Origin of the sequence: Oscillibacter sp., assembly GCF_040505565.1 — a bacterium.
In the GTDB taxonomy this organism is placed as follows: Bacteria; Bacillota; Clostridia; order Oscillospirales; family Oscillospiraceae; genus Oscillibacter.
Map to the genome: position 1 here is coordinate 251519 of NZ_JBEUWZ010000024.1, position 24596 is coordinate 276114.

Genomic DNA, 24596 nt, shown 5'->3' on the forward strand with positions numbered 1-24596 from the left:
GGAAGTCGGATTTCGCCCTTTCGCTCATTGACGGTGCCCTCCGCGCTGCCCTATACTGAAGATGCTGCGACGGAAGCGGTGCTTGGCGCCGCACGTTCCGCCGCAAGTATTGCGGTCCGCTGGGACCGCCCTGGAGGCTCATCGCCATGTATCACATCAAAACATTCAATAAGATCTCTCCCGTGGGGCTGAACAAACTGGACCGGGAAACCTACGTGGTCTCCGACAGCGAGGAAAACGAGGACGGCATTCTGGTTCGCTCCGCCAAGCTTTTGGATTATCAGTTTCCCCGGAATCTGCTGGCCATATCCAGAGCGGGCGTAGGCGTGAACAACATCCCCGTCGACCGGTGCTCCGAAAACGGCATTGCCGTGTTCTCAACGCCGGGAGCCAACGCCAACGCCGTGAAGGAGCTGGTGCTGTGCGCCATGCTGCTGTCGTCCCGGGACGTGCAGGGCTCCTCAAACTGGGTCCGCAGCCAGGCAGCCGCGGGCGTGGACGTTACCACCGTTGTGGAAAAGGGAAAATCCGCTTTCGCGGGGCCCGAGATCTATAAGAAGACCATCGGCATCATCGGACTTGGGGCCATCGGCGCGCTGGTGGCCAATATCTGCCTTTCCATGGGCATGAATGTGTACGGCTACGACCCCTTTCTCAGTGTGGACTCCGCGCTGAGGCTGGACCGCCACATCCATGTCGTAAAAGATATAAACGAGCTGTATCGCCGGGCGGATTATATCACCGCCCACATCCATTTTACCGAGAAGACCTATCACACCATCGACGCCGCGGCCATCGCGAACATGAAGCGGGGAGTGCGGATTATCAATCTGGCCCGGGGCGAGATCGTGGACGACGACGCCATTCTGGCCGCTCTTGAAACCGGAAAGGCCTCCTGGTATGTCACCGATTTCCCCAACAACAAGCTGCTGCAAAACAAGCGAGTCATTCCCTTCCCCCACCTGGGCGCCTCCACACCGGAGAGCGAGCAGAACTGCGCGGTGATGGCGGTGGACGAACTGACGGAGTATCTGGAGACCGGCAACATCCGCAACAGCGTGAATTTGCCTCCCGTGAACTTCCCCCGCAGCGGCGTGATGCGCATGTGCATCATCCATAGGAACATTCCCGCGATGCTTGCCAATATCACGCGGCTTCTCAGCAAGGACAACATAAACGTGGCGAACATGAGCAACAAATCTCGGGACAGCTACGCCTATACCGTGGTGGATCTGGACACGAGAATTGATCACACGGTGATTGACGACGTAAAAGCTCTGAAGGGCGTCATCCGCGTCCGGGTGATAGAATAAGCGCCGTTCCCGTGCTGCGGCGCGGCCCAGCCAGCTTGCGCGCAATCACGTGAATGACACAAAGCCCCCGTTCCCTTCGGAGCGGGGGCTTTGTCAGCTCAATACAGATGCTTTTTGGTGGGGTGCGAATCTCAGGGAGAGATCAGGAGATCACCGGCTGCACTCCGCCATGCGGGAGCTGCACGGCAGAGGCCCGCTCTTTTTCCTGTTGATAAAGTATATGGGAGAGCCGGAAAAGGAAGACACTGCGCTGCTTTTGCTCGATAAGCAGGTCACCGAGTTTTATAGAATCTATCGGAATCAAAACAAGTGAAGTGCTCATGCGCTCCCTTAATGCAATAACGAAACAAGCATTGGCTGACTGGGGAGAGCCGTCAGCACGAGTCCGCCGAAAATTGGAAAGGAACTGTATCTCATTCCTTGACAGGTTAATCGTTTACCAGTATAATAATGGTGAAATCCTATGACAGGAGATAAAATTACGCCTGTTTTGAGAAAACGCAGGAAAGGAAGCGTTCTTATGATCTATTCCGCTGAAGTGCAGCATATGTGCCCCGTGGCCAAGGGCGCATACCACGGCCCGGCTCCCATTCCCGAGGAGGGAAAATGGGTCCAGGCTAAGGAAATCAAGGATATCTCCGGCCTGACCCACGGCATCGGCTGGTGTGCCCCGCAGCAGGGTGCGTGCAAGCTGACGCTCAATATCAAGGATGGCATCATTGAGGAGGCGCTGGTGGAGACCATCGGCTGCTCCGGTATGACCCACTCCGCCGCCATGGCCTCCGAGATTCTGATCGGCAAGACCATTCTGGAGGCGCTGAACACCGATTTGGTGTGCGACGCCATCAACACCGCCATGCGGGAGCTGTTTTTGCAGATCGTATACGGCCGCAGCCAGACGGCATTCTCCGAGGGCGGGTTGCCCATCGGCGCGTCTTTGGAGGATCTGGGCAAGGGTCTTCGCTCCCAGATCGGCACCATGTTTGCCACCAAGGAAAAAGGCCCCCGCTATATGGAAATGGCTGAAGGGTACGTTACCCGCGTGGCGCTGAATAAAGATAGCGAGATCGTGGGCTACGAATTTGTGAACCTGGGCAAGATGATGGAATCCGTCAAAAAGGGCGTGGACGCCAATGAGGCGCTGGAAAAGGCCAAGTCCCATTATGGTCAGTTTGAAGGCGCCGTCAAATATATCGACCCCCGCCAGGAATAAGAAAGGAGGACACGAAAAATGGCTCTGTTTGAAAGCTATGAGAGAAGAATTGACAAGATTAGCGGTGTCCTCGCGGAATATGGCCTCAAATCTGTGGAGGAGTGCCGCGAGCTCTGCAAGGCTGCGGGCTTCGACCCCTATGAGATTGCCAAGGCCATCCAGCCCATCTGCTTTGATAATGCCTGCTGGGCGTACTGCGTGGGTGCGGCCATTGCTCTAAAAAAGAATGTGAAGACCGCTGCTGAGGCTGCCGAAGCCATCGGCGTGGGACTGCAGTCCTTCTGCATTCCCGGCTCCGTGGCGGAGGATCGCAAGGTGGGCCTTGGCCACGGAAACCTGGGCGCCATGCTGCTGCGGGATGAGACGAAGTGCTTCGCGTTCCTCGCGGGTCACGAGTCCTTCGCCGCCGCCGAGGGTGCCATCGGCATTGTCCGCAACGCCAACAAGGCCCGCAAAGAGCCCCTGCGGGTTATTCTGAACGGCCTTGGCAAGGATGCAGCCCAGATCATCAGCCGCATCAACGGCTTCACCTATGTCCAGACCCAGTTCGACTACTATTCCGGCGAACTGAAGATCGTCCGGGAGATCCGGTACTCCGAGGGCGAGCGGGCCGAGGTCCGCTGCTTCGGCGCGGATGATGTCCGCGAGGGCGTGGCCATTATGCATCACGAGGGTGTGGATGTTTCCATCACCGGCAACTCCACCAACCCCACCCGGTTCCAGCATCCCGTGGCAGGCACCTATAAGAAAGAGTGCATTGAGCAGGGAAAGAAGTATTTCTCCGTGGCTTCCGGCGGCGGCACGGGCCGCACGCTTCACCCGGACAACATGGCCGCCGGTCCCGCCAGCTACGGCATGACCGATACCATGGGCCGGATGCACTCCGACGCCCAGTTCGCCGGTTCCAGCTCCGTCCCCGCCCATGTGGAGATGATGGGCTTCCTCGGTATGGGCAACAACCCAATGGTCGGCGCGACGGTTGCCGTCGCCGTTGCCGTGGCAGAAAGCAAAAAATAATCAAAACGGCTGCTTTCCAGAACTTTTCAGAGCAAATTAGAGCGTCCGATTCTAGATGGAATCGGACGCTTTTTGCATTTTGTCAACCAAAATTTAAGATGTTGACAACCGACGCTACTGCATGATCGGCTCAGACTCATCTTTTTCCATCCATCCGCCCATCCACAACGGCATCCAGATAAACGGTTTGATTCTCTATCATAAACAGCGCTTTATACCATTTTGTGAAAATGGCCTTGTGGTACTGCCCATCTGGCAGATTTAAATCTTCCTCCGGCGGAAATTGATAGGGATTGTCGGCTTAATGATGCAATATATCCCCAAAGTCCTTGTAAAACTGTTTTGCGGCGGTACCTTTTTCTGCTAGAATAGTTGCATTAGTATGTCGAAGACTGTGGAAATCGAATTTGTCAGAACCCAATTCGCGGGTTGCTACCTGACTAACATATTGCGTATTACGACTAATGATATAGCTCCCATCCATCCACACCATAACAAGTTTCACTTCCAGGCCGCCTCCGGTTGTATTTAACCGATTATTTTGGTCCCGATAATAATGCGTGTAGAGTTTGTCATAAAGAGATGAGGCTTTTATCCATAAAAGCAGAGTGAAGTATCAGCCATTTGAATTTTTATCCTTTTAAAAATTTACGCAACTTGGTGTACCTTATCCATTAATATACTAAATCGTTATTAGGAAGTAGCATTAGTCTGTGCCTGCTTTTTTTCATTTCAACAATTCATGCCCAGTGTTGAATTTCTCAACGCCAGGCATATTGTTGTTTATTTACAAAAAAATTAAATTCCAATACGATGGAACTGTGAAAAAGAAACAGATCTATATCTATATCTTCTTTTCATTCCGATTCAGTATCTCATCCAATGATGCAAAGAAGCCCTTACTGGCTGCGGCATCCAGAATGGTAGCCAGCGTGTCAGGTGGGATTTTCATTCCGCTTTTAATCCACTGCTGAGAGGCGAAAAAGTGGCCATAGCAAAAATACTCCAGCACCCAGTCAACGGACTCTCGCATCTCCTTGCTCAGGTCTACGACAGACAGCTTCTTCTGATTCAGGACCTTGTTCAGAAGACACTGCCAGTTGCTCAGGTTTTCCTGCAGCACATAATCATACAGATTGTTCTGTCCCTCCAACGCGATTGCTTTGGTTTAAAACTCCTTTTCTCTATAGGTTGCTCTGAGGACAAACCGAGAAATGTTGTACAGGGTCTCATCGCCACTGCAGTTCATGATGAACTCGTGAGTTGGAACAGTGACATCTACATGATAGGTCCAGTTAATTAGGTCCTGAATGTCTTTGAAGTGATAATAAAAGATGCCTCGGTTGACACCGCAGGAGAAGACCAGCTTCTGAACAGTGACGGATCTAAGCGGTATGCTTGAAGAGAGCTCTTTCAGCGTCTTAGATAGCAGAAGTTTGGTTCGATCAATTTTTTCCACTGAGTGCCTCTCCTTCTAACTGACGTTTATAAAACCGTATCGGGATGAACTCATACATTATTAAACTATGCACAATTTGGTGAGACTGTCAAGATACGCTTCACAAATATTGTCTCCATGGGTTCTGTGTGCATAGGCATGTCAGAATCTTGGGAAATACTGTCAAGGGGGAAGCAAAGCATGTTCAAAGAGTACAAGGTAGTGATTTCAGGCGCAACTTCGGGAATCGGACTGGCTACTGCCAGAAAATTTCTTGACGAGGGTGCCACCGTTATCGGCATCGGAAGAGATTTCAAGAAAACCGCAGACTTTGGTGAAAAATTTATCCCCTGCATATGCGATGTTGCCAGCTATGATGAGATTGAAAAGGCCTGCAAGTTTATTGAGGAGACCTTTGGCGGCGAGGTGGATACCTTTGTGAACAACGCCGAAGCTGGTGCTCACACTGGCATTAAGCAGTATGACAACAAAGAACATCACCAGGCTATGGACCTGCTGCTCAACGCTGCAGTGCAGTTTGGACGGAATCTCTATCCCATGCTCTTGAAGGCGCCTCATAAGAACCCTAGCATTGAAATTGTCGCATCAGCCGAGGCCCACTCCATTTCGGCGGACGTGCTCAGCTATAATTTGGGTAAGACCTCCGTGCTCCGCTACACACACATGGCAGCATCTGGCTTCATCGGCGTGTGTTGCAACAGCGTGTGTCCTGGCTACATTAAAACGCCCATCTTTGGCCGTCCTGGTACAGATCTGCCGCCCGAGGCCATTGAGGCCACTTATGCCGCAGTGAGCGGGATTGTGCCTTTGGGCAGAATTGGCCAACCAGAAGAAGTGGCAGAGGCCACCCAAGGCGCCACCGTAATTGCCGTCGGCAGAAATTTTGACAAGGTTGGAGATTTGGGGCCTCAGTATATTCCCTGTAAATGTGATGTAATCGAAGAAAAGCAGATTGATCAGGCCGTGAAGATGGCCGAAGTTCGCTTCGGAATGCTGGACTCACTGGTGCTCAACGCCGGTGCCGGCATTGCCGCTCCGGTAGACACCATCACCAGCGACGTCCTTGATTATCAGTACAAACTCCTGCTTCGGGCAAACGTGCTGTTTGTGCAGAAGTGTGTGCCTCTGCTCAAGAAGTCCAAGAATCTCAGCATCTCCTTCACCGCCTCTGTGGCCTCAATGATGGTGGATGACACCTTCCCCTACAACATGCTGAAACTTGGCGTGGTGAGCCTGTGCCGCAACAGCGCCCGAACACTTAAGAATATCCGCTGCAATGCCATTTGTCCGGGCCTCATCCACACACCATTAATGCCTGAAGCGGCGTGGCAGGCACTGGGCACTGAAGAGGCTCTTCAACAGATACCCAGTCGCCGCATCGGCACGCCCGATGAACCGGCCAAGCTCTTTGCATTCTTGGCTTCCACCAAGGCATCCTACATCTCTGGCGCCATCATCACCATTGACGGCGGCTGGTACACTACGCATCCGAGAGTACTGTAATACACACAGAGGTAGATATATAATGAAAAAAATGTTTGAAAAATGCTATATTGGTACATGCCAAGTCAAAAACCGGGTGGTCATGACGGCCATGACCACCGGCTTTGCCGGTTCGAATGGTCAGCCCACTGAGCAATTGGTGCGCTATTATGAGGAGCGGGCTAAGGGCGGCGTGGGATTGATCATCACTGAGATCTTCTGCATTAATACTGAACATGGCAAAGCATTCCCCAACCAAATGAATGCTCTGATCCCCGGCAACATGCCCTCGCAGGACCAGATGACCGACCGGATTCACCAGTACGGCACCAAGATGTTTGCCCAGATCCATCACGGCGGCAGCACCAATGTGCCCGCCCTCAATGGTGGCAAACTCTACGGCGCCGACGCAATTCCCAACATCTCCGGAATCGTGCCCGAGCCTTTGTCTCTCGCTCAGATTGAGGAACTGAAGGGTCAGTTCATCGCCACCGCGGTCATGTGCAAGGCGGCTGGATTTGATGGTGTCGAAGTTCACTGTGCCCATGGCTATCTGCTGTGTGAGTTCCTCAGTGAGAGCTCCAACCACCGAGCGGATCAGTACGGCGGTTCCTTTGAAAACCGCTGCCGTCTGCCCATCGAGATCCTGCAGGGCATCAAGACCGCTTGTGGTAAGGACTATCCCGTATCTGTCCGCATTAGCGCCGACGAGTATGATCCGACCCATCCTGGCTCCATCACCCTAAAGGATGGTGTGGAGATTGCCAAGGTCTTGGAAGCAGCGGGTGCCGACTGCATCGACGTGTCCTGTTGCAACTACTTTAGCTCTTGGACATCCATCGAGCCATATTCCTATGAGCAGGGCTGGCGCAAAGAGAATGCCCGTGCCATTAAAAAGGCAGTCAAGGTGCCCGTTATCGCCACCAATACTATCAAGGAGCCGGAGTTTGCCGAAAAGCTGCTGGAAGAGGGCATTTGCGACTTTGTGGGTGTGGGACGCGGCAACATCGCCGATCCCCAGTGGGTGCGCAAGGCCAAAGAGGGCCGTAGCGCCGACATCCGCAAATGCATCGGTTGCCTGTACTGTTTTGAGAATCTGACCGGAGCACGGGGCCAGATGCATTGCACGGTGAATCCCAGAGCCGGCCGTGAGGTCTGCTTTGCTGAAGAACCAAAGAAAGACGGAAACGGTAGAAAAATTGTCGTGATCGGCGGCGGTCCCGCCGGTATGCAGGCTGTAAGCCTGTTGGGCAAGCGGGGTTTCGATGTGACTCTCATCGAAAAGGACTCTAAGCTGGGCGGCGCCATGAATCTGGCGGACAAAACCGCACCCTACAAGGTAAAAATTACCTGGTTGCGGGATACCCTTGCCCGGGAATTGGAGCAGGCCGGTGTTAAATTGTTGATGAACACCGAGGCCACTGTGGACACTGTGAAGGCCCTGCAGCCTGAGGCCGTCTTCCTCACGGGCGGCGCAGATCCTATTTACCCGCTTCTTCCGGGAGTGGACAGTGCTAAGGTAGCGCAGTCGGATGACGTCATCGCTGGTAAAGTACAGGTAAGCGGCCGGGTTGCCATCATCGGCGGTGGCCTGACCGGTCTGGAGACGGCAGAATTGCTGAGCCACTCCGGAAAAGTTGATTCTCTGGTGGTGGCGGATATGCTACCCGCCATCGGCACTGGTATGTATCCCATAATTTTTATGGATGTGATGAACCAGATCGGTGCTTTTCCCATGGAACTGATGGCAGGTCATCGTCTGGAAGAAATTACCGAAAGCGGTGTAAAGCTCACAAAGTTGGAGGATAACTCCACTGTGGAGGTTGCCGCGGATTATGTAGTGCTCTCTATTGGGTTGAAACCCAACACCGTGGTGCGAGAGGCCTTTGAATCTGCCTTCGACCGGGTTGTCGTGTTGGGTGAAAACCGACATGCACCGGGACGGATTGCAACTTCCCTCAGCGAGGCCTATATGGCCGCCTATGGCTTTGATCCAGAAGTGTAAAATCAGATACCTAAGAAGAGGCAGGGAACCTTTAGGTTCCCTGCCTCTTCTTTTGCTTGTTTCATTAGACATGAATAATCTTAAATGCGGAGCATTGACGGTTTTCAAGTGATACAGTGGGTGCGTTTGGACCTGGCTGTTAGAATTTTGTTCCATTGCGCGGTGCTGCCATAATCTGAAGGTAAGTCAATCGTACCCCCAAACGCTGACCAGAAAGTGAGCCACTTGAAATACCCTCAAGCCAAGGGATAGCGTGGGTGTGACGCAGAAAATAGAAATCCAAATCAGGAGAAATCACAGGATCTCCTTCCTAATATGTGCCGTGAATCACTCTGGCAACATGCTGCATAGTTCGCGGCTGAATATAACTGCCATCTTCCCGAACCATAATCATCGATATGGGATACGCTACTCTTAGCGTACCACCGGAATCCGCTCTATCAGCGCACTGTGACGGCAAGTAGTTTAAATGTCCGATCCACTCCAGACGGAGCGATTGTGGATGGCCTAAAGCGCAATACTGTGGTCACGGTTTTGGAGGTTCACGGGGCTTGGTCCAGAATCGGAGCCGATCGCTGGGTAAGCACTTCGTATCTGAAGGCATAAGGCAAAAAAGGGAGAGCAGCGGCGGCTACTCTCCCTTTACCAAGCATTAGATTTACTTCTAAGAAGCGGCTAAATTTTTATCATTTATTTTGTCCCTATTTATCAAAAATCTTGTCGCGCTACACTATTTCAGATGGACAAAAGAGATCTACGCAAAAAATGCGAACAATATGTGGTCAAACCGCGTCGAAACGAGATTGGCGACTACGGCTTGATGAAGTATGATGTGCTGAAATTGCATAACGCCATTTACCGTGAGGACGACAACCGTAAGACATTTAATAGCAACGACGATCCATGGGCATGAAACCAGAAGTTTTGACAGTTCAGGAAACCGCTCAGCTCCTGAAAGCACACTTCCAGCAAGTGCGAAAAATGTTTCAGAACGGAGAATTTCCGGCCGTAAAGGTTGGCCGAGAGTGGCGCATTGAACATGAGAAAGAACGATAATTCAAGGCGCAATTTTACGTCCTGATTTATCATTTCCTGTAATAATCACCTTACCCCAGCAATCTTAACGATCATCTCTATCCTTGATTGCTTCGTTATAAATGCTGCTGTACTTGATCCTTCCTGGCATTGCCCAAAAAGCCTCAAAATCCGATAGATACTCCCCAGTGTAAAGATGCATGAGTGTTTGACGATCCTTACTGCTGCCGGAATTCCGAAAGCGCTCAGCCGCATTTTCAAAAAGCTCGAAATCACACTCGATTTCATCCCGGCAAATTGAACACATCTTCCCGTTATAAACAGTGCAGTCTTCAATGCCGAGCGATGCCAAATCCTTCTTTATCTGCGCCAGATGAACTCTGGCCATCCTTTTGACATCCTTCGATTCGGATTCCGGCCAGACGGCATCGCAAATCTGGTCCTTTGTGACGCCCGTTTCCCCGGTATCAAGCAGGAACGCCAGCAGCTCGCGCTCTTTTTTTCTCGCAATTTTCAAGGGGCTCGTTCTATCGGCATACGGGTAAACAAAAAATCCGCCAAAAGTTTTTATGTATGCTTTTTTCGCTTTATATCCGGAAAATTCCCTCATTTCTTTCACTATTTCTGGCATAATTCCGCGCTTGTCCGCAAATTCAAGAATCGGGTCATAGACCTTTCTAATTCTGAAATACTCGTAAATTCCGTTTTCATGGCAAAGTGACAGAAAGCGGCCTATCAAAAACCCGGTCTCATCCTGTTTTTCTTCCGTCATCGCGATCCGCGCGAGGATGCCGTAAGCAAGCGCCACATAGAGATACATGCCGGTCCGCTCTCCTACGTCTACGGCCATTTTTGCACACTTTGCCGCTTTTGCCGGATCGGGTATGGCACCATAGTACCCGGAAAGCCTCATAAGAGAGATCGTTTTGAAAAAATCTCCGACCGAATCAAGGTTTTCAAATATTTCTTTCTCGATTTCCTCCTTCGGTTCGGAGGTGAAAATCAGACTATATGTAAGCTTCAGCATTTTCGCCCACCTGAGCTGAAAATCTGATTTGCGGAAAAGCGGGGCGTATTCGTCCGCCAGTGTGAAATACCGGATGGTTGCCTCATACGAGGCGTCCTTTCCGTTCATCATGTCAATGAACGCGTTCTGATAGTGTATCTCGGCGGCGAAAAGATAACCCGACCAGATTTCCTCGTACTTGCTGGTGATTCTCAGCTTTTGAAGCTCGTCCGTAATCAGCGACACGGCTTTTTCCCGATTTCCGAGCATCTGATACGACTTTGCCGCGTAAATTCCTATGCTGTGCAAGTCAAGATAGGAGCGCTCATCTTCGGAAAGCTTTAGAGAGTTTTCATAGTGGAAAACCGATTTCCTCATATCCCCGGTGAAGAAATATATGGCGCTCATGAATCGCTCATACCATGCTTTCATTTTCAAGTTGCCAGCTCTTGCACATTCCTCGATGGCATTCTGGCAAAGCGTCATTGCCTCCGCTGTTCGCGCTTCCCAGCACAGGTTATATAGCTTTTCTATCACGACGGCGTAAGCACTTTCGGACGCAAACTCATCAAGTCTTTCTATCAGTTTGTCGAGCAACTCGTCGGATTCCTCGAATGAGACAAAGTTTCGCAGTACCCTTGCCTTACTCACCATGGCCTCCATGAAAAGCTCCGCCTCGCTGGGTCGAAGATTGGGTATTGCCTTGTCAAGGCATTCGTTCGCCGCAACGAAGTTCCCGACGGCGGACAAAAAAGTTCCTTTGGCAACAAGGATCTCCGGGCCGGGATTCCTGATATCGCCTAAGGCCTGAAACCATGTGCGGAGCTCGCTAAAACGGCCCGCCTGAATCATTTCTTTATGGCTTTCGAGAATTATTTTCAGCAGGAAATCCCTATCATCCGCTTTCGAGGCATACTCGGCAGCTTTTGAATAGTCGCTGTTTCGAAAATAATACTGAGCGGCTTTGTCCATCAGGACACGTCCCTGCCCGGGCTCACTTTTTTCCAGCAGACAGTCCCTGAAAAGAGCGTGATAACGGTAATATCCGTCTGCGGTTTTCGTTGTGAATATGTTTCGCAATACAAGACTTTCCAGAATAAGCCTTGTGTTTTTCTTTCCAAGGACCTCGTCCAGCATCGGTGGATCAAGCTTCTCGAAGCAGGCGGAGGTTTTCAGAAAATCGACCGTACCCGACGACATCTGCCTGAAGCATTCATAAAATAGATAGATGTAGAGAGTGCCTTTTCCTTTTTCCGGAACATCGGGCGGCGTTACGCCGTTTTCCAGGAGCACCCGGAAGGAACCGGCGGCGAGCGGCCAACCTTCGGTGATGCGGTAGATTTCGTCGTCCTCAAGGCCCAGCAGCTGATACATTTCATTCCTGGTAAAGATCAGATCGTTTTGCGTGAGCTCGAAGATTTTACCTTTTAAATAGAGTGGAACGAGCTCCTGCCAGAGAGGCTCGCGGCTTCCCATCAGGAGACGGATGTTTTTTGACGCGTATTTGAGAAAGTCCGCAATCAATTCTTTTATCTGTTGGCATGCAACCGTATGTAGGTCATCCAATATAATCGTAACCGGTTCGCCGAGCTTTTCTATGCTGGCGATAACGGCGTTCGAGAGGATGGTTATAAAGTTGTCCTGTTCCGCAAAAGGCAGATACTCGGACGCGACAAAATTGTAATCCTGGAAGGAATTCCGGATAGAATCACACAAAGTCTCCAAAAACAAAAAAACATCGCTTTCCCCGGCAAGCGTAAGCCATACCGCTTTTTTCGCCGTAACGGCGAGCTGTGACAAAAGCGTCGTTTTTCCATAGCCTGCTCCCGCGTGAATATAGATGAACTTTTTTTGGCTTCCCAATGCCTTCCCAATCAGCTCATGACGCGTAATTTCGCTGGCGTACGCTTCAGGTGATGAAAGCCTCGCGTTCGATATGCTGTTCGTTATGTTACGCCCCCTCAATAATCTGACTACATTATATATCGGAATATGACAAAAAGAACATAAGTCTTTTAAAAAAGTCAAAAAATCTGTTTTTGTTAACGCTTTTGTTAACGGGTGATGTCCTATAGTAAAGATAAGTAATTTAATCGACTGAAAACAGCGTGAGGTGAATTTGGTTGAAAAAAAGCAATGAGAACGAAACAGCTCCGGCCGGCACGGTTTTCAATGCATTTGAGGAGTGCAGGGTTTCTGAAGAGCAATTTCCCCATATCGGGAAATGCTGCCGCAGAAAAGTCGGCCCGGGCGGAGCGGATTACGAAAAAATATGTCCGCACTGTACCGTATGGATATCGCCGCCCGACCCGGCGACCCTTGAGATCGCGGCAATTATAGAGTGTCCGAAATATGGATTTGGAAAACGAATCACGGGATAAACAGGACGCTACGTAGATTTAAGGCTTAAATATAAAATATAGAGAGGTCTGTGAAAAAATGAAGAAAAAAATACTGACCTATTTTTTGCTTTTTTGTTTGATATTGAGTCTTTTCCCTTCAAGTGCATTGGCTGTGGAGGAAACGAATACACAAACGGAGACAGAAACGAGTGAAGGATCGGATACGGGCTCTCAAACCGGAACGGGCACAAGTGCGAATGCAGGGTCGGACACGGGCTCGCAAACCGGTACCGGCACAAGTGCGGATACGGGGTCGGACACGGATCATGATACGGAAACCGTGTTGCCAACCACCGATAGTACGCTTGCCTCCTTGCTGACGACTATAACTTCCGAGGCGGCCGTCCTCTCGGTTTCTAACAACACTTATACGGACACGGGTTCTCACAGTGTAAACCTTGACAACACTACTTACAGTCTGACGCTGGATGTGGATCCAACCAACTTTACCGGAACGCCGAAGCTCGTGGTATCCATCCCGAAGGGCATTACGTTGTCCTCTTATCCCACGTCGTCCAATACCACGCTTTCAAGTTATATTCAGAGCGTCGGCACAGAGACGGAGACGGATGGAAGTACAACCCTCACCTATACGTTTAACACCGGCATCAGCACCGTGGGCTTTAACATCTCTCTCCTGCCCACCTACAAACTGATGACAGGCAGTAGTTACGCAGTGACGGCAAGTATCTACGACGGCGACAACAGCACGCCAGAGGGTACGGCGTCGGACTCGATTACCATTGCTTCAAATCCAACTCTCGCCAATTGCGCCTATAACTGCTCCCGTGAGGCGCTCCAATATATCAATCTTTCAACTGTGGACTACTACTACGCCAAGGCGGATCTGTACTTTGCCACCTACTATGCAAACCATTATGACTACGATTCCCTGACCATTACGGTCCCGATTCCGAAGGAGGCAACGCCAGGCTATTACGACAGCAATGGCAGTTTTGTCGTGCTGACGGATGGAACTCCTTACAGTTTCCCGGACGGGACGGCCACCTATGAAACGAATCAGACCTTTACAAACGACAGTAACAACACGGTCGGAACCGGAAATGCCGTCGTATTCAATCTGTCGGCCTCCCATGGATTGACCACTTCGGCTTGTCAGAGTTTTAATATGTACAACAGTAATATGGGCGGTATTTACCTCCGTTTCCCCAGTAATACGGAGGCCGGAACCTACACGCCAGGCGTCTCTTCCAAGGTCGTCGCCCAGGTCGGAAACAGCAATTATACGCTTCTGGAATACGACTCGTACCCCGGACTGAGCTATCAAACCGTCAGCTATACGTTCCAGGATTATGATGTCAATAACTTTATCTATACCGGCATGGGCAACGGATACAAATCAGTCAATACCGGTAATTATCTGATGCCGCAGGCGGACAACCAATACTTCTACTCCTATTTGTATAATTTAAGCGGGGATGATCTCGCGGATGTAGAGGTAGAGTATTCCGGCGGCTTCTCCGACAGCGATGTTACCCCCCTCTCGGCGGACATTCACTGTTACAAGCTGGTGTTTAATCTCTCCTCTGGGGTAAACCCATCTACTGTGGACGTGACATACTCCTATTATGATGCAAGCACAGGAAAAACCAATACAGACGGTCACGCCTATCTGGCTGCCTCAGATGCAACCCTGTCGCTGGACGAAGGGGACTATTTCACGGATATCCGTGCGACCTATGACCATGTGGGACTATCTGCTTACTCTTATTCCAGCATTACCACACTCAGCGCATACTGCTACAATGCCAAGAATTTGAACGAAGGAACCTGCAACATTTATTCGAAAATTCTTTCGGCCAAGACAAACACAACTACATATGGCGCCTCAGTCTGGACAAAGACCGCCAACACATGTTTTTATCCGCGTACGGAGTTGTCAGTTTGCCCCAATTCCATTAATCTGCAAGGAACGTCAAACGGCATGGATAAGGGCTCGAAGTATTCCTTCAGTTTTTACCCCGCTACCTATGGTACGTTAAACGACCTGTGTGTATATTTTCTGCTGCCCTATGGGTATGAGTTTCAGTCCTATACACCACCCTACGACTGGGGTGTGACGAGCAGCGACTATACGATCTCCTCCCGGACCATCACAGTGGGATCGGATACAAACCTTGGCACCGGCGGCTACAGCTGCAAGGTCACGGCCGGCACTTATACGCTTTATACAATCCAATATACGGACGGAGCCAATCATATTTCATTGTCTTTACACAACGTCTGCTTCTCGCTGGGGCCCACCGTGGACACCGCCGAGGTCAAGACCGGCGTAACCGTCCCTGCGGCAATCGGCATGACCACCGCGAGCGCCGTCTACCCGTTTGACTGCGGCAGCTATTACCAGCTTCAAGACCTTCTGGACTTTGATGATGACAATGACACTGCCGAGACGTTTGCCCGGTTCTATTCTCTCACATCCGCCACGCAGAATGCGGCAAAGGTAATCAGCATGTCCGGCGCTCTGACCTCATCGCATGAAAGCGGCTCCGGCTCGATCAAATCCTATCAGTATAACTCCACGGGCGGCTATACGTTTACGGTCTATAACGGCCTCGACAGCGGCAACACAGCGCAGGATGCCACAATCAATATCGCAGTTCCCTCCAAAGGGACGGGCATCGCCGCGCGCCTCACCGGGGCGCCTACACTGGACGGCAATTTTCTTGCCGACGCCGCGGTCACATACAGTTCGGACAGCGGCTCGACCTATGTCCCCGAGTCCTCTGTAAGTGACTGGAACACCGTCACAAATATCAAAATTATAACGGCATCCGGCGTGGGACTCTCCAGCGGCGCCTCGGCCTACGTCACCGTGCCGTTCACTGCAAGCTATGATACGTTGGTATCATCCTCCTCCACAGCGGTATTCACCGGCGCCATGTCCTATTCTCTATATAAGAACAGCGCACTTTCCTCCACACCCAGCGCAGCTGCGCAGGACTGCACAATGGAAGCCGCTTCCCTCCCCGTCAGCGGTACTGTGTATAAGGACTATGATGACGACGGCGTCCGCGACGCAAATGAGCAGAACAACGGCAAGTTCTACATAGCCGGTCTGTATTCCGGCGCCTATACCAGCGGAACAACAGGATTGACTTCAATTAGCTCATGCTTGGCAGACAGCACCACAGGTGCTTTCTCATTCCCAAGCAGCATCTATCAGCCCGGAACCTATACACTTAGCATGAGCCTTGCAAGTACGGAAAAGCTCGGCACGCATTCCACCGGCTGGACTTTGGACAGCAACGGCTGCGCCTATTACACGTTTACGGTCGGCGGCAGCGTGACAAGTGTGAAGGAAAGCCTGCCCTTGAACGCGCCACGCACGCTGCTTCTCAACTACTCCAGCTGCTATTTGTACAATACCGCCACAAAAAAGCTTATTCCAACTGTCCTGCCCGCCTTGGAAAGCAAGGAAGCCGTGACCTATGAATCGTCGGACCCCGATGTTGTCACCGTGGCCTCTGACGGCACCCTTACCTATGTGGCCGACGGCACGGCGATCATCACAGCTACAGTACCCGGATATGCCGGCGGCGACACCGTCTCAGCCACCTGCACGGTCTATGCTCGTAAAGGCTCTTATTCAATCACCCTTCACGCGGGAGATAATACGACGCTAAGTGAAACCGGCTACACCCTGTCCTCCGGCTGCTATACCGGCAGTTATACATCATCCGGCAGTTGTATCTATCTGCCCACAGCTTCTTTTATGACAAACAGCGATGCAACATACTATTTTGAAGGCTGGTATGACAACGCCGATTTCACCGGCTCATCGGTTCCCTATATTACAAGCACCGACTACGGCAGTAAGGAATATTACGCCAAGTGGAGCCAATATGAAGCGGCCTATGAAACGGATGCAAATACTTGGGTTTATGGGACGTTTTCAACGGCACTTTCAGGCGTCTATAACGGCGGCACAATAAAATTGCTCAAGGACGTATCATTCTACGGCTTACCCACAATTACAAAAGACATTACGCTGGCAACCGACGGGAACGCCCGTACACTGACGATCAACTATTTCCTATATGTTACGACCGGTTCGCTGACCATTGACAGTGCGGATCTGACCATAACCGGCAGCACATATTACAGCTACCTGATTTTGAACAGCGGCGGCACCGTGAACATCAAAGTAGGCACGATTTCATCCACTTCGCTTTACGGTATCCAAAACAGTGGCACATTGAATATATCAGGCGGAACGGTTAACTGTACCAATTCTTTCTCAGGTGCTGCGGCGATTTACAATCATGACAGCGGAGCCGTTTCAATAACGGGCGGCAGTATTACAAACTCACATACCGACGGATCTGCCATTTGCGAAGGAGTCGACGCTACCGGCTTAATCACGATTTCCGACGCTCCTGTTATAACATCGGCTTCGGAATATACGATTGAATGCCTGTCCCACGCCACGGATACGGCCGCAATCGATTATTTCGGTAAGACATATTACAGCAGCAGCCTGTCAAACATAACGCTGACGGGTACATACGACGGATCGGGCAATTATGTTATAAACTCTGAAAACTGCGACGAAGCGATCGTTAGCGCCAAAAACATTCAAAGCGGATATGCCCTTATCGCGTGGACAAGCGATTCCGGACACAGCAGCCAGCTCAGTACGGTCAACGGTGCGGCCGTTTCAAGTCTGCAAAGTGCGGACAGTTCTCCCTTTACAACTGTTTACGCCTATTTGGGACAAGCGCAGTATACGGTCAGCGGAACGGTCAGTAAGGGCTCGGCTTCATTGTCGGATCTCAGCGGGATAACCGTAACCCTGTACTCCTCGGGATCGGCCACCACATACACGGCACAAACAGATGCAAGCGGAAGCTTTACAATCCCTAACGTACCGGCGGGAGACTATACGGCAGTTGTCGAAAAAGATGAGTCCGGCAAATATGCCAGATCAAAATCAATAATGTTTACATTAACAGACACAGCTTACAGCGGCTTGAGCATTACGCTTTCCGCGCCAGTTACCAATGGCTATCCGATTTTCGTCATCTCGAAGGGTACGTCGGCAGATTCTGAGTACTACTATATCTATGAGAAAAAGTCGGACGGCAGCGTGTTTGAACCGTTTAAAGATTCAAATGCGGTTGATGACAGCTATGGATATTCCAGCATCAAGGATGTCATGACGGACGTGAGCGCCGAATCCGTCGATTATTCGCCGACGCTGTATTTTGGGGCAACCGGTACCGACACCGATTGCATCAGCGGCTCGCTGAATCTTGGCAGCGAGTATGTATATCTTGGAGATGGCAACACATACACAGTAAAGGGCAGTATTACCAGCGCCATGGATTCAGACCCCACGATCTTCCTTGGTGATGGCACTTCGCTGATAATCGACGGAGCGCATATTGACAGCACCGGCAGCGAAGCTGTTGAGAATGACGGCGCGGGAAGCATAAAACTAATCAACGGCACGGTAACATCCGAGAATTATCCTGCGATTGAATCTTATGGAGAGGACAGCTCTATTGATATCAGCGGAGGTACGGTATCCGGGGAAGCATACGCGGTATCCGGCGAGAACATCCATATAAGCGGAGGAAATATTGAATGCGCGGGTGGGCCGGCGCTTGTCTGCTTTGGCGGGGAAAACACGATATCCGGTGGAACTCTGACCGTGTACAACAGCAGTATCAGCTTTGATCCCGAATCAAATTCCATTCCCGGCACCGTATTGCTTTACAGTCAGTCCGATCATAATCAACTGACTGTCAGCGGCGGTACGATCAAAAACACCGCTGCCACCGGATATGCAATATATCTATATAATTGGCAGCACAACAGCTACTCCTACAGCAGCGAGCTTACGCTTTCGGGTCATCCCTCAATTTCAGGCGCCGGGGATATCTGGGCAAACACGGCAATTTATGCGAACGACGGCGCGGTATCCAATCCCGCGTCCTATACCGGCGGCGCGCTTACGCTGTATTACGGCGGCAGTGACTTACAGGTTGGAACAGTCGCGGTTCGTAATGTGACAGAGGGCACGAACGACGAAAAATTCAGCCTGACGAACACAGGCTACGGCCTGCTGAGAAACAACACGGACCTCGTTATCGCGACGGCACCCGCTGCCCCGACGGGACTAGTCGGGACTGCACCCACCTCGGAAAACGGCACCGACGGAAGCATTTCAGGCACGACGACCGCCATGGAGTATAAGCCTGTTTCAGGCGGAGTTTTCACTGCCTGCGCCGATCATAGCACGACGGTTGGCAAAACGGGGAATTATCTCGTCCGTCACGCGGCGACGGATACTTCAGCCGCAAGCCCGACCGTAACCGTATATGTGCCGCCGTATATCAGCCACAGCGTCAGCGGCACTGTGGACAATGATTCCAATCAGCCTGTATCCGGCGCTGCGGTTAGGGTCATGCAGGGCAACACGCAGTTCGGCATCACCGTGATGACCGATGCCGACGGCAAATTTACCGTTTTGGGCATACCGGGCGGGGAGTTCAACCTTGTGGTCACAAAGAGCAGCAACACCGTTACGAAATTTATCGTCGTCAGCGGTGCGGACTATGTTGCTGGAACAATCGTCCTCCCGGACAACGACAGATACAGCATTCTGGCAATCACGGGAGACGATACCCCAGACGTCGTAGTGAACGGCCTTGATCAAGAGGCGAAGGCGCAGACAGAAGATTCCTGCACCGTCACCATGACCGTTGAACAGAAGGCGGCAAACGATGCTGCAATTCAGGATCAGGCTTCAGCCATCGCTGTTATAGCGGACGGTCAAACGATTGAATATCTGAAGATCGACGTCACGAAAACGGTTGGAATCGATGCCCCGACGCCATTAAATAGCCTGACCAATGTTCAGGAAATTGCCGTTCCCTATGATTTCAGCGGGAAAACAGATGTCATTGTTTATCGTTATCACGGCGATTCCGCAGCCGCTCTGACATCCCTGAGTGCGCGGCCAACCTTGAGCGGCGCGAAGGACGGCACCTTCTACGCGGATTCCGTAAACGGAAAGATTTACATCTACGCCAATAAATTCTCCACCTATGCGATCGGTTGCAGTTCCGATTCCGGTTCCGGTTCTGGTGGCTCGTTTCCCAGTACGGCAAGCTATACCATAGCGGCATCCGCGGGCACGGGAGGGAGTATCAGTCCCAGCGGTTCCACAAGCATCGTATACGGTGGCAGCAAAACCTATAGGATCACGTCTGACGATGGATATTCAATTATCGACGTCTTGGTGGACGGCGTAAGCGTCGGCGCGGTGGGCAGTTACTCCTTCAAGAACGTTCAAAAAGCACATACCATCAAGGCGGTGTTTGCGAAAACCTCTGGTTTGCCGTATTATATCGGTAGCGACGGCAGCAAGATATTTATCGGCTTTGCCTCGGATAAGAACGGAGCAATGAAGTATATCGCTCCCGGCAGCGTGACGGTGCTGTTCGCGCCGAATCTAAAGGATTTCACTGATATTACAGGCCATTGGGCAGAGTCCTATATTGACTTTGTCACCGAACGTGAGCTGTTTGTTGGCACTGCTGATCATGTCTTTTCTCCTGACACAGGCATGACCCGTGCTATGTTCGCTGCGGTAATTGGACGGCTCTACGAGAGGTCGTATGGAACCCTTACGAATCGTTCGGAACACGCATTCACCGATGTCAATTATAACGATTACTATGGCAGATACGTTGATTGGGCATCTCAGAACAAGATTATTTCCGGAGTAGGCGGAGGGCTGTTTGAGCCGGACCGTGAGATTACCCGCCAGGAGATGGCGGCAATCCTGTACCGTTTCGCCGAGTTTCTGGGTGTTTCCATGAAAGACTGCCAGAATACACTGCTTACTTATCCCGACGCTTCAAGCATATCTTCTTGGGCAATGGACGCAGCAAAATACTGTCAGCAGACAGGAATCATTGCTGGCCGCGACAACGGCAATTTCGTCCCCCGGGGAACGGCGACACGAGCGGAAGTTGCGGCGATTCTGAAACGTTTTATTGAAACGGTCGTATAAAAGTAATCGAACGTAGGAATTTTCTATTTAAACTTAACCATTTAAGCGGGACAGTACGGATTTTCCGACTGCCCCGCTTTAGTTATATTGCTTTCATGGTTCATGGTACCATATGTTGCAGCAATGACGATTACTTGCTAAATAATTGGCTTTTTTGAAAATCACCTTGACAAAACGCATCTGAAGATACGCTGCTTTCTGCGATGGAGGTCGCCGGTGCTAATGAGAGAGTTGCTTCATGTAGGTATGCTATCAAATCAAGGGTAGATATTTGCAAGCGCTTAAATAACGGCTGTATGGATATAGATTAGATAAAGCTTTTGTGCGAGCGCGGCATTTTGCTCCATCTCCAACACCCCTGCCTGCGGGCATAGCTTACTTAGCTGACAGCGTGGCCCATCGGGCAGGAATCATCAGCAAACAGTACCTTACAGTCATCCTGCTCAGGCATATCGACCGCAATTAGCATTCCTTCACTCAAGATATTACAAAATTTGTGCGGCTTCAAGTTGACGAGCACAATAATTTTCTTGCCAATCAAATCCTCTGGCTTGTAATAAGCGCGGATGGTCGACATGATGGTGCGCTGACCTTGACCATCATCTACCGTGAGCTTCAGAAAACTTCGGCTCTTAACGACCTCTTCACATGCGATGACCTGACATACGCGGAAATCAAGCTTTTGGAAATCCTCCAATTCAATTTCTGGCTTTCTTTCCTCCGGAATTTCTCCTTCCATAGATACTTCCAAATATTTATTTGTCAAGATGTGATTGATCCATCTTGCGATAAAGGGTGCGAACACTGATACCAAGGGCCTGCGCGACGTGCACTTTTCCCTTGGAGTCCCAACCGTATTTATTCAGCAGATCGCGAATGACACAGCCTTCGGCTTCTTTGAGCGCCGGGAGTGGTTGTGCTTCCACTTCGTTCAGGAAATGCGGCGGTAAATCAGTCAACTGCACAATGTCGCTATCAGCCATATTGATACAGTACTCCACAATGTTTTCCAGCTGCCGTATGTTCCCGGGCCAACTATAACGGTTAAACTGTTGGATCACACTTTCATCAAAACCTTTCACGGCTGCGTTGAGACGATAGTTGTATTTGCTGAGAAAAGCGTTCAGCAACTCCGGAAGATCCTCCATTCGTTCGCGCAGAGGCAGAACTTCTATGCTGATAACATTGAGCCGGTAGAAAAGGTCTGCGCGAAAGCAATCATCTTCGATTCGCTGCTGAATGTTTGCGTTGGAAGCGGAGATGATTCGAGTATTTAATGTGATGGTTTTTGTCCCGCCAACATGTTCAAATTGCCGATCCTGCAGAACGCTCAAAAGCTTTGCCTGCATACTCATTGGCATCTCACTGATCTCATCAAGGAAAAGCGTTCCGCCCTCGGCAAGCTCCATTTTTCCGGATTTGCCGGTTTTTAATGCCCCGGTAAACGCACCTGCCTCGTAGCCAAACAGCTCACTTTCAAACAACGATTCCGAAATATTTGCACAATTGATAATAATGAAAGGCTTATCAAAGCGATTGCCTTCGTAGTGAATGGAACGTGCCAATACACCTTTTCCGGTGCCGGTTTCGCCAGAGATAAAGATAGAAGACGGGCTGTTAACGATCTTTCGCATACGTCTGCGCACACTTTCCATGTGTGCCCCACTGCCGCGCATTTTTTCATACTCGCAAACTTTAGAGGGTGGCGATACAACAACCTGCTTTGCAATCAACCGCACTGCAAAACCGCTGATGCTCCCAAGTGAACGGAAAATAGGTGCAGAAGAAAGAGTAATGGTTATCCCTTGCCGTATTTCCACCGCTTGATTTGCAACCTGCCGTCCGCTCATCACTTCGTCGGCCAACTCAATTGGGAGAAAATCGCGAATAGATTTTAAACACGCGCCGCTGAGAATGCTCAGTGCGGAATCATTGATGTCCAGAATATTACCATCTACGTCAGTTATCAGCAGACCGTCGGGGATCAGGGCAGAAACAGCAGAAAATTGGTTTTTAATGTTGGTTAAGGCATTGCTTCTTGTATTATTTAAAACGGCTGCCAGTAGATCAGAAAAGTCAGCAATGATTTGCTTGAAGTAGTCGATCCGTGTGATAATCTCGTCATGCTCACCCTCTGAAAAAGCGGAAAAGGACAGAACGCCGACTGGGACGCCCTCGCTTGTGATCCGCTTCAGCAGCTCTAATGTCGCGGGGCAGTTGCTGCTGAAGCGGCATCCGACACAAGACACCATCTTGCCGGGACACAAAGCGGTGACCTCGTCATTTTCTATGACTTCGGCGATGGATGGCTTATGCACAGTGGTGCCTTTGATCTCCAGGTACTTTTTGCTTCCTGCAATCAGGACTGCGTTTGTGTCAAATACAGCGGACTCAATGCCAAACAGATGATGGATTGTTTGCAGTACCAAAGTAATCTCGGGAACATAGTTTGAAAGTTCCATAATGCATCTCCTGTCGGAAGGATGACTTTCTTTTGCTTCAGTATAGCCGTGTTTTTCTTACAAATCAATATGCTTTGTCAAATTTGGCACAATTAGTGACAAAAAAGGCAATTCAGAAGGGCCGTGTTCACGGCAGGAATGACCCGTGCTGTGAACATGGCCCAATAATTCGGTTATATTGCTGCAGAAAACTACGCAAATTTTGTTATAGTAACTGAAATTTTTAATTAATTGTTGCTTTTTAAAGAATGGAAGAGAAATTGCTTTAGTACCAGTGCGTGGCTTTACAATTTGGTACTGCAGAGAAAGGAGGAGTAAAACATGATCGACAAGAAAGACTACTTAGACTTATCCGAAAAAGTTGCAGTGATTACCGGCGCCGGCGCTGGCATTGGTCTGGGTGTTGCGCAGATACTGTCGGCTTATGGAGCCGCAGTTGCAATGGTTGATGTCTCGCCCAAGGCCGAGGAGAAAGCACGGGAACTGCGTGACGCAGGTCGAAAAGCTGCTTTTTTTCAGTGCGATGTAACCAATGAAGAAAGTGTCATACATACGGTGCAGGCAATTGTGGACAATTTCGGACGCATCGATATCCTGCATAATAACGCCGGTGTTACGGTACGCAAGAGCATTGATCAGCTCGAGGAAAAGGAATGGGACTTCGTCTTGGATGTCGGTCTCAAGGGTCTGTTTCTGATGAGCAAGCATGTCATTCCCGAAATGCGCAAGGTCGGCGGCGGATCGATCGTCAACACCGGTTCCGGCTGGGGCCTCAAGGGCGGAGATCAGGCAGCGGCTTACTGTGCAGTAAAGGGCGGGATTGTCAATGTGACCCGAGCAATGGCCATTGACCATGGCAGGGACAATATCCGCGTCAACTCCATTAACCCGGGTGACACAGTCACAGCCATGATGATCAGCGAAGGCCGGCAGATCGGCGGGATTAAGAGCGACGCAGATATTGACGAATTCCTCAAGTCCTGCGGCGCAGGCCGCCCGCTGGCTCGCATCGGTCAACCGGAGGATATCGCCAAGGGTGTGCTGTTCCTGTGCTCTGACCTCGCCAGTTGGGTGACCGGTGCGGCACTGGTCGTCGATGGCGGAGGCATTGCATAAGAATTCTTTACAACCAATATTCACATTAAGAAAGGAACA

Annotated in this window: 15 protein-coding genes; 9 read left to right on the plus strand and 6 right to left on the minus strand. The window is 50.6% G+C overall.

The window, feature by feature from the left end; genetic code table 11:
* Window positions 1-146 precede the first annotated feature (146 nt).
* On the plus strand, window positions 147-1313 hold the full coding sequence (locus tag ABWQ15_RS13115) for a phosphoglycerate dehydrogenase (protein WP_353909223.1): 1167 nt from the start codon (window positions 147-149) through the stop codon (window positions 1311-1313).
* A 142-nt stretch (window positions 1314-1455) separates the two neighbouring features.
* Here the strand turns inward: ABWQ15_RS13115 and ABWQ15_RS13120 are convergent, their stop codons facing one another.
* Window positions 1456-1635 (minus strand): hypothetical protein, encoded by a 180-nt coding sequence (locus tag ABWQ15_RS13120; protein ID WP_353909224.1) that lies wholly within the window; start codon window positions 1633-1635, stop codon window positions 1456-1458.
* 198 nt (window positions 1636-1833) lie between these two features.
* On the opposite strand from ABWQ15_RS13120, the gene ABWQ15_RS13125 reads away from it, so the two are divergent.
* Window positions 1834-2526: an iron-sulfur cluster assembly scaffold protein gene (locus ABWQ15_RS13125; RefSeq protein ID WP_353909225.1), complete on the plus strand. Its 693-nt coding sequence runs from the start codon at window positions 1834-1836 to the stop codon at window positions 2524-2526.
* A gap of 18 nt (window positions 2527-2544) precedes the next feature.
* Window positions 2545-3543: a GGGtGRT protein gene (locus ABWQ15_RS13130; RefSeq protein ID WP_353909226.1), complete on the plus strand. Its 999-nt coding sequence runs from the start codon at window positions 2545-2547 to the stop codon at window positions 3541-3543.
* An 844-nt stretch (window positions 3544-4387) separates the two neighbouring features.
* Here the strand turns inward: ABWQ15_RS13130 and ABWQ15_RS13135 are convergent.
* Together ABWQ15_RS13135 and ABWQ15_RS13140 are read right to left on the minus strand one after the other, a co-directional pair.
* Window positions 4388-4696 carry a hypothetical protein gene (locus tag ABWQ15_RS13135; RefSeq protein ID WP_353909227.1) on the minus strand — a complete coding sequence of 103 codons (309 nt, stop codon included), beginning with the start codon at window positions 4694-4696 and terminating at the stop codon, window positions 4388-4390.
* Window positions 4697-4711: 15 nt separating this feature from the next.
* Window positions 4712-5002: a TetR family transcriptional regulator gene (locus tag ABWQ15_RS13140; protein ID WP_353909228.1), complete on the minus strand. Its 291-nt coding sequence runs from the start codon at window positions 5000-5002 to the stop codon at window positions 4712-4714.
* Window positions 5003-5182: 180 nt separating this feature from the next.
* Between ABWQ15_RS13140 and ABWQ15_RS13145 the strand changes: the two genes are divergently transcribed.
* The 4 genes from ABWQ15_RS13145 to ABWQ15_RS13160 all read left to right on the plus strand — a co-directional run bounded on the left by ABWQ15_RS13145 (window position 5183) and on the right by ABWQ15_RS13160 (window position 9545).
* The gene (locus ABWQ15_RS13145; protein WP_353909229.1) at window positions 5183-6505 is read left to right on the plus strand and encodes an SDR family NAD(P)-dependent oxidoreductase; all 1323 of its coding nucleotides are present in this window, start codon (window positions 5183-5185) and stop codon (window positions 6503-6505) included.
* 22 nt (window positions 6506-6527) lie between these two features.
* Window positions 6528-8489 carry an oxidoreductase gene (locus ABWQ15_RS13150; RefSeq protein WP_353909230.1) on the plus strand — a complete coding sequence of 654 codons (1962 nt, stop codon included), beginning with the start codon at window positions 6528-6530 and terminating at the stop codon, window positions 8487-8489.
* 450 nt (window positions 8490-8939) lie between these two features.
* Entirely contained in the window at window positions 8940-9095 is a 156-nt protein-coding gene (locus ABWQ15_RS13155; protein WP_353909231.1) for an SH3 domain-containing protein, read from the plus strand.
* A 303-nt stretch (window positions 9096-9398) separates the two neighbouring features.
* Window positions 9399-9545, plus strand: coding sequence for a helix-turn-helix domain-containing protein (locus ABWQ15_RS13160; protein ID WP_353909232.1), 147 nt, complete (start codon window positions 9399-9401; stop codon window positions 9543-9545).
* 64 nt (window positions 9546-9609) lie between these two features.
* On the opposite strand, the gene ABWQ15_RS13165 is transcribed toward ABWQ15_RS13160, so the two are convergent.
* Window positions 9610-12393 (minus strand): AfsR/SARP family transcriptional regulator, encoded by a 2784-nt coding sequence (locus ABWQ15_RS13165; RefSeq protein WP_353909233.1) that lies wholly within the window; start codon window positions 12391-12393, stop codon window positions 9610-9612.
* An 822-nt stretch (window positions 12394-13215) separates the two neighbouring features.
* Between ABWQ15_RS13165 and ABWQ15_RS13170 the strand changes: the two genes are divergently transcribed.
* On the plus strand, window positions 13216-20979 hold the full coding sequence (locus tag ABWQ15_RS13170; RefSeq protein WP_353909234.1) for an S-layer homology domain-containing protein: 7764 nt from the start codon (window positions 13216-13218) through the stop codon (window positions 20977-20979).
* A gap of 379 nt (window positions 20980-21358) precedes the next feature.
* On the opposite strand, the gene metG is transcribed toward ABWQ15_RS13170, so the two are convergent.
* Both metG and ABWQ15_RS13180 read right to left on the minus strand, forming a co-directional pair.
* A complete protein-coding gene (metG, locus tag ABWQ15_RS13175; protein ID WP_353909235.1) occupies window positions 21359-21718 on the minus strand; it encodes a methionine--tRNA ligase subunit beta in 360 nt (119 codons plus the stop codon).
* A gap of 16 nt (window positions 21719-21734) precedes the next feature.
* On the minus strand, window positions 21735-23441 hold the full coding sequence (locus tag ABWQ15_RS13180) for a sigma-54 interaction domain-containing protein (RefSeq protein ID WP_353909236.1): 1707 nt from the start codon (window positions 23439-23441) through the stop codon (window positions 21735-21737).
* Window positions 23442-23762: 321 nt separating this feature from the next.
* Here ABWQ15_RS13180 and ABWQ15_RS13185 point away from each other — a divergent pair, with 321 nt between their 5' ends.
* On the plus strand, window positions 23763-24557 hold the full coding sequence (locus ABWQ15_RS13185) for an SDR family NAD(P)-dependent oxidoreductase (RefSeq protein ID WP_353909237.1): 795 nt from the start codon (window positions 23763-23765) through the stop codon (window positions 24555-24557).
* Window positions 24558-24596: the final 39 nt, after the last annotated feature.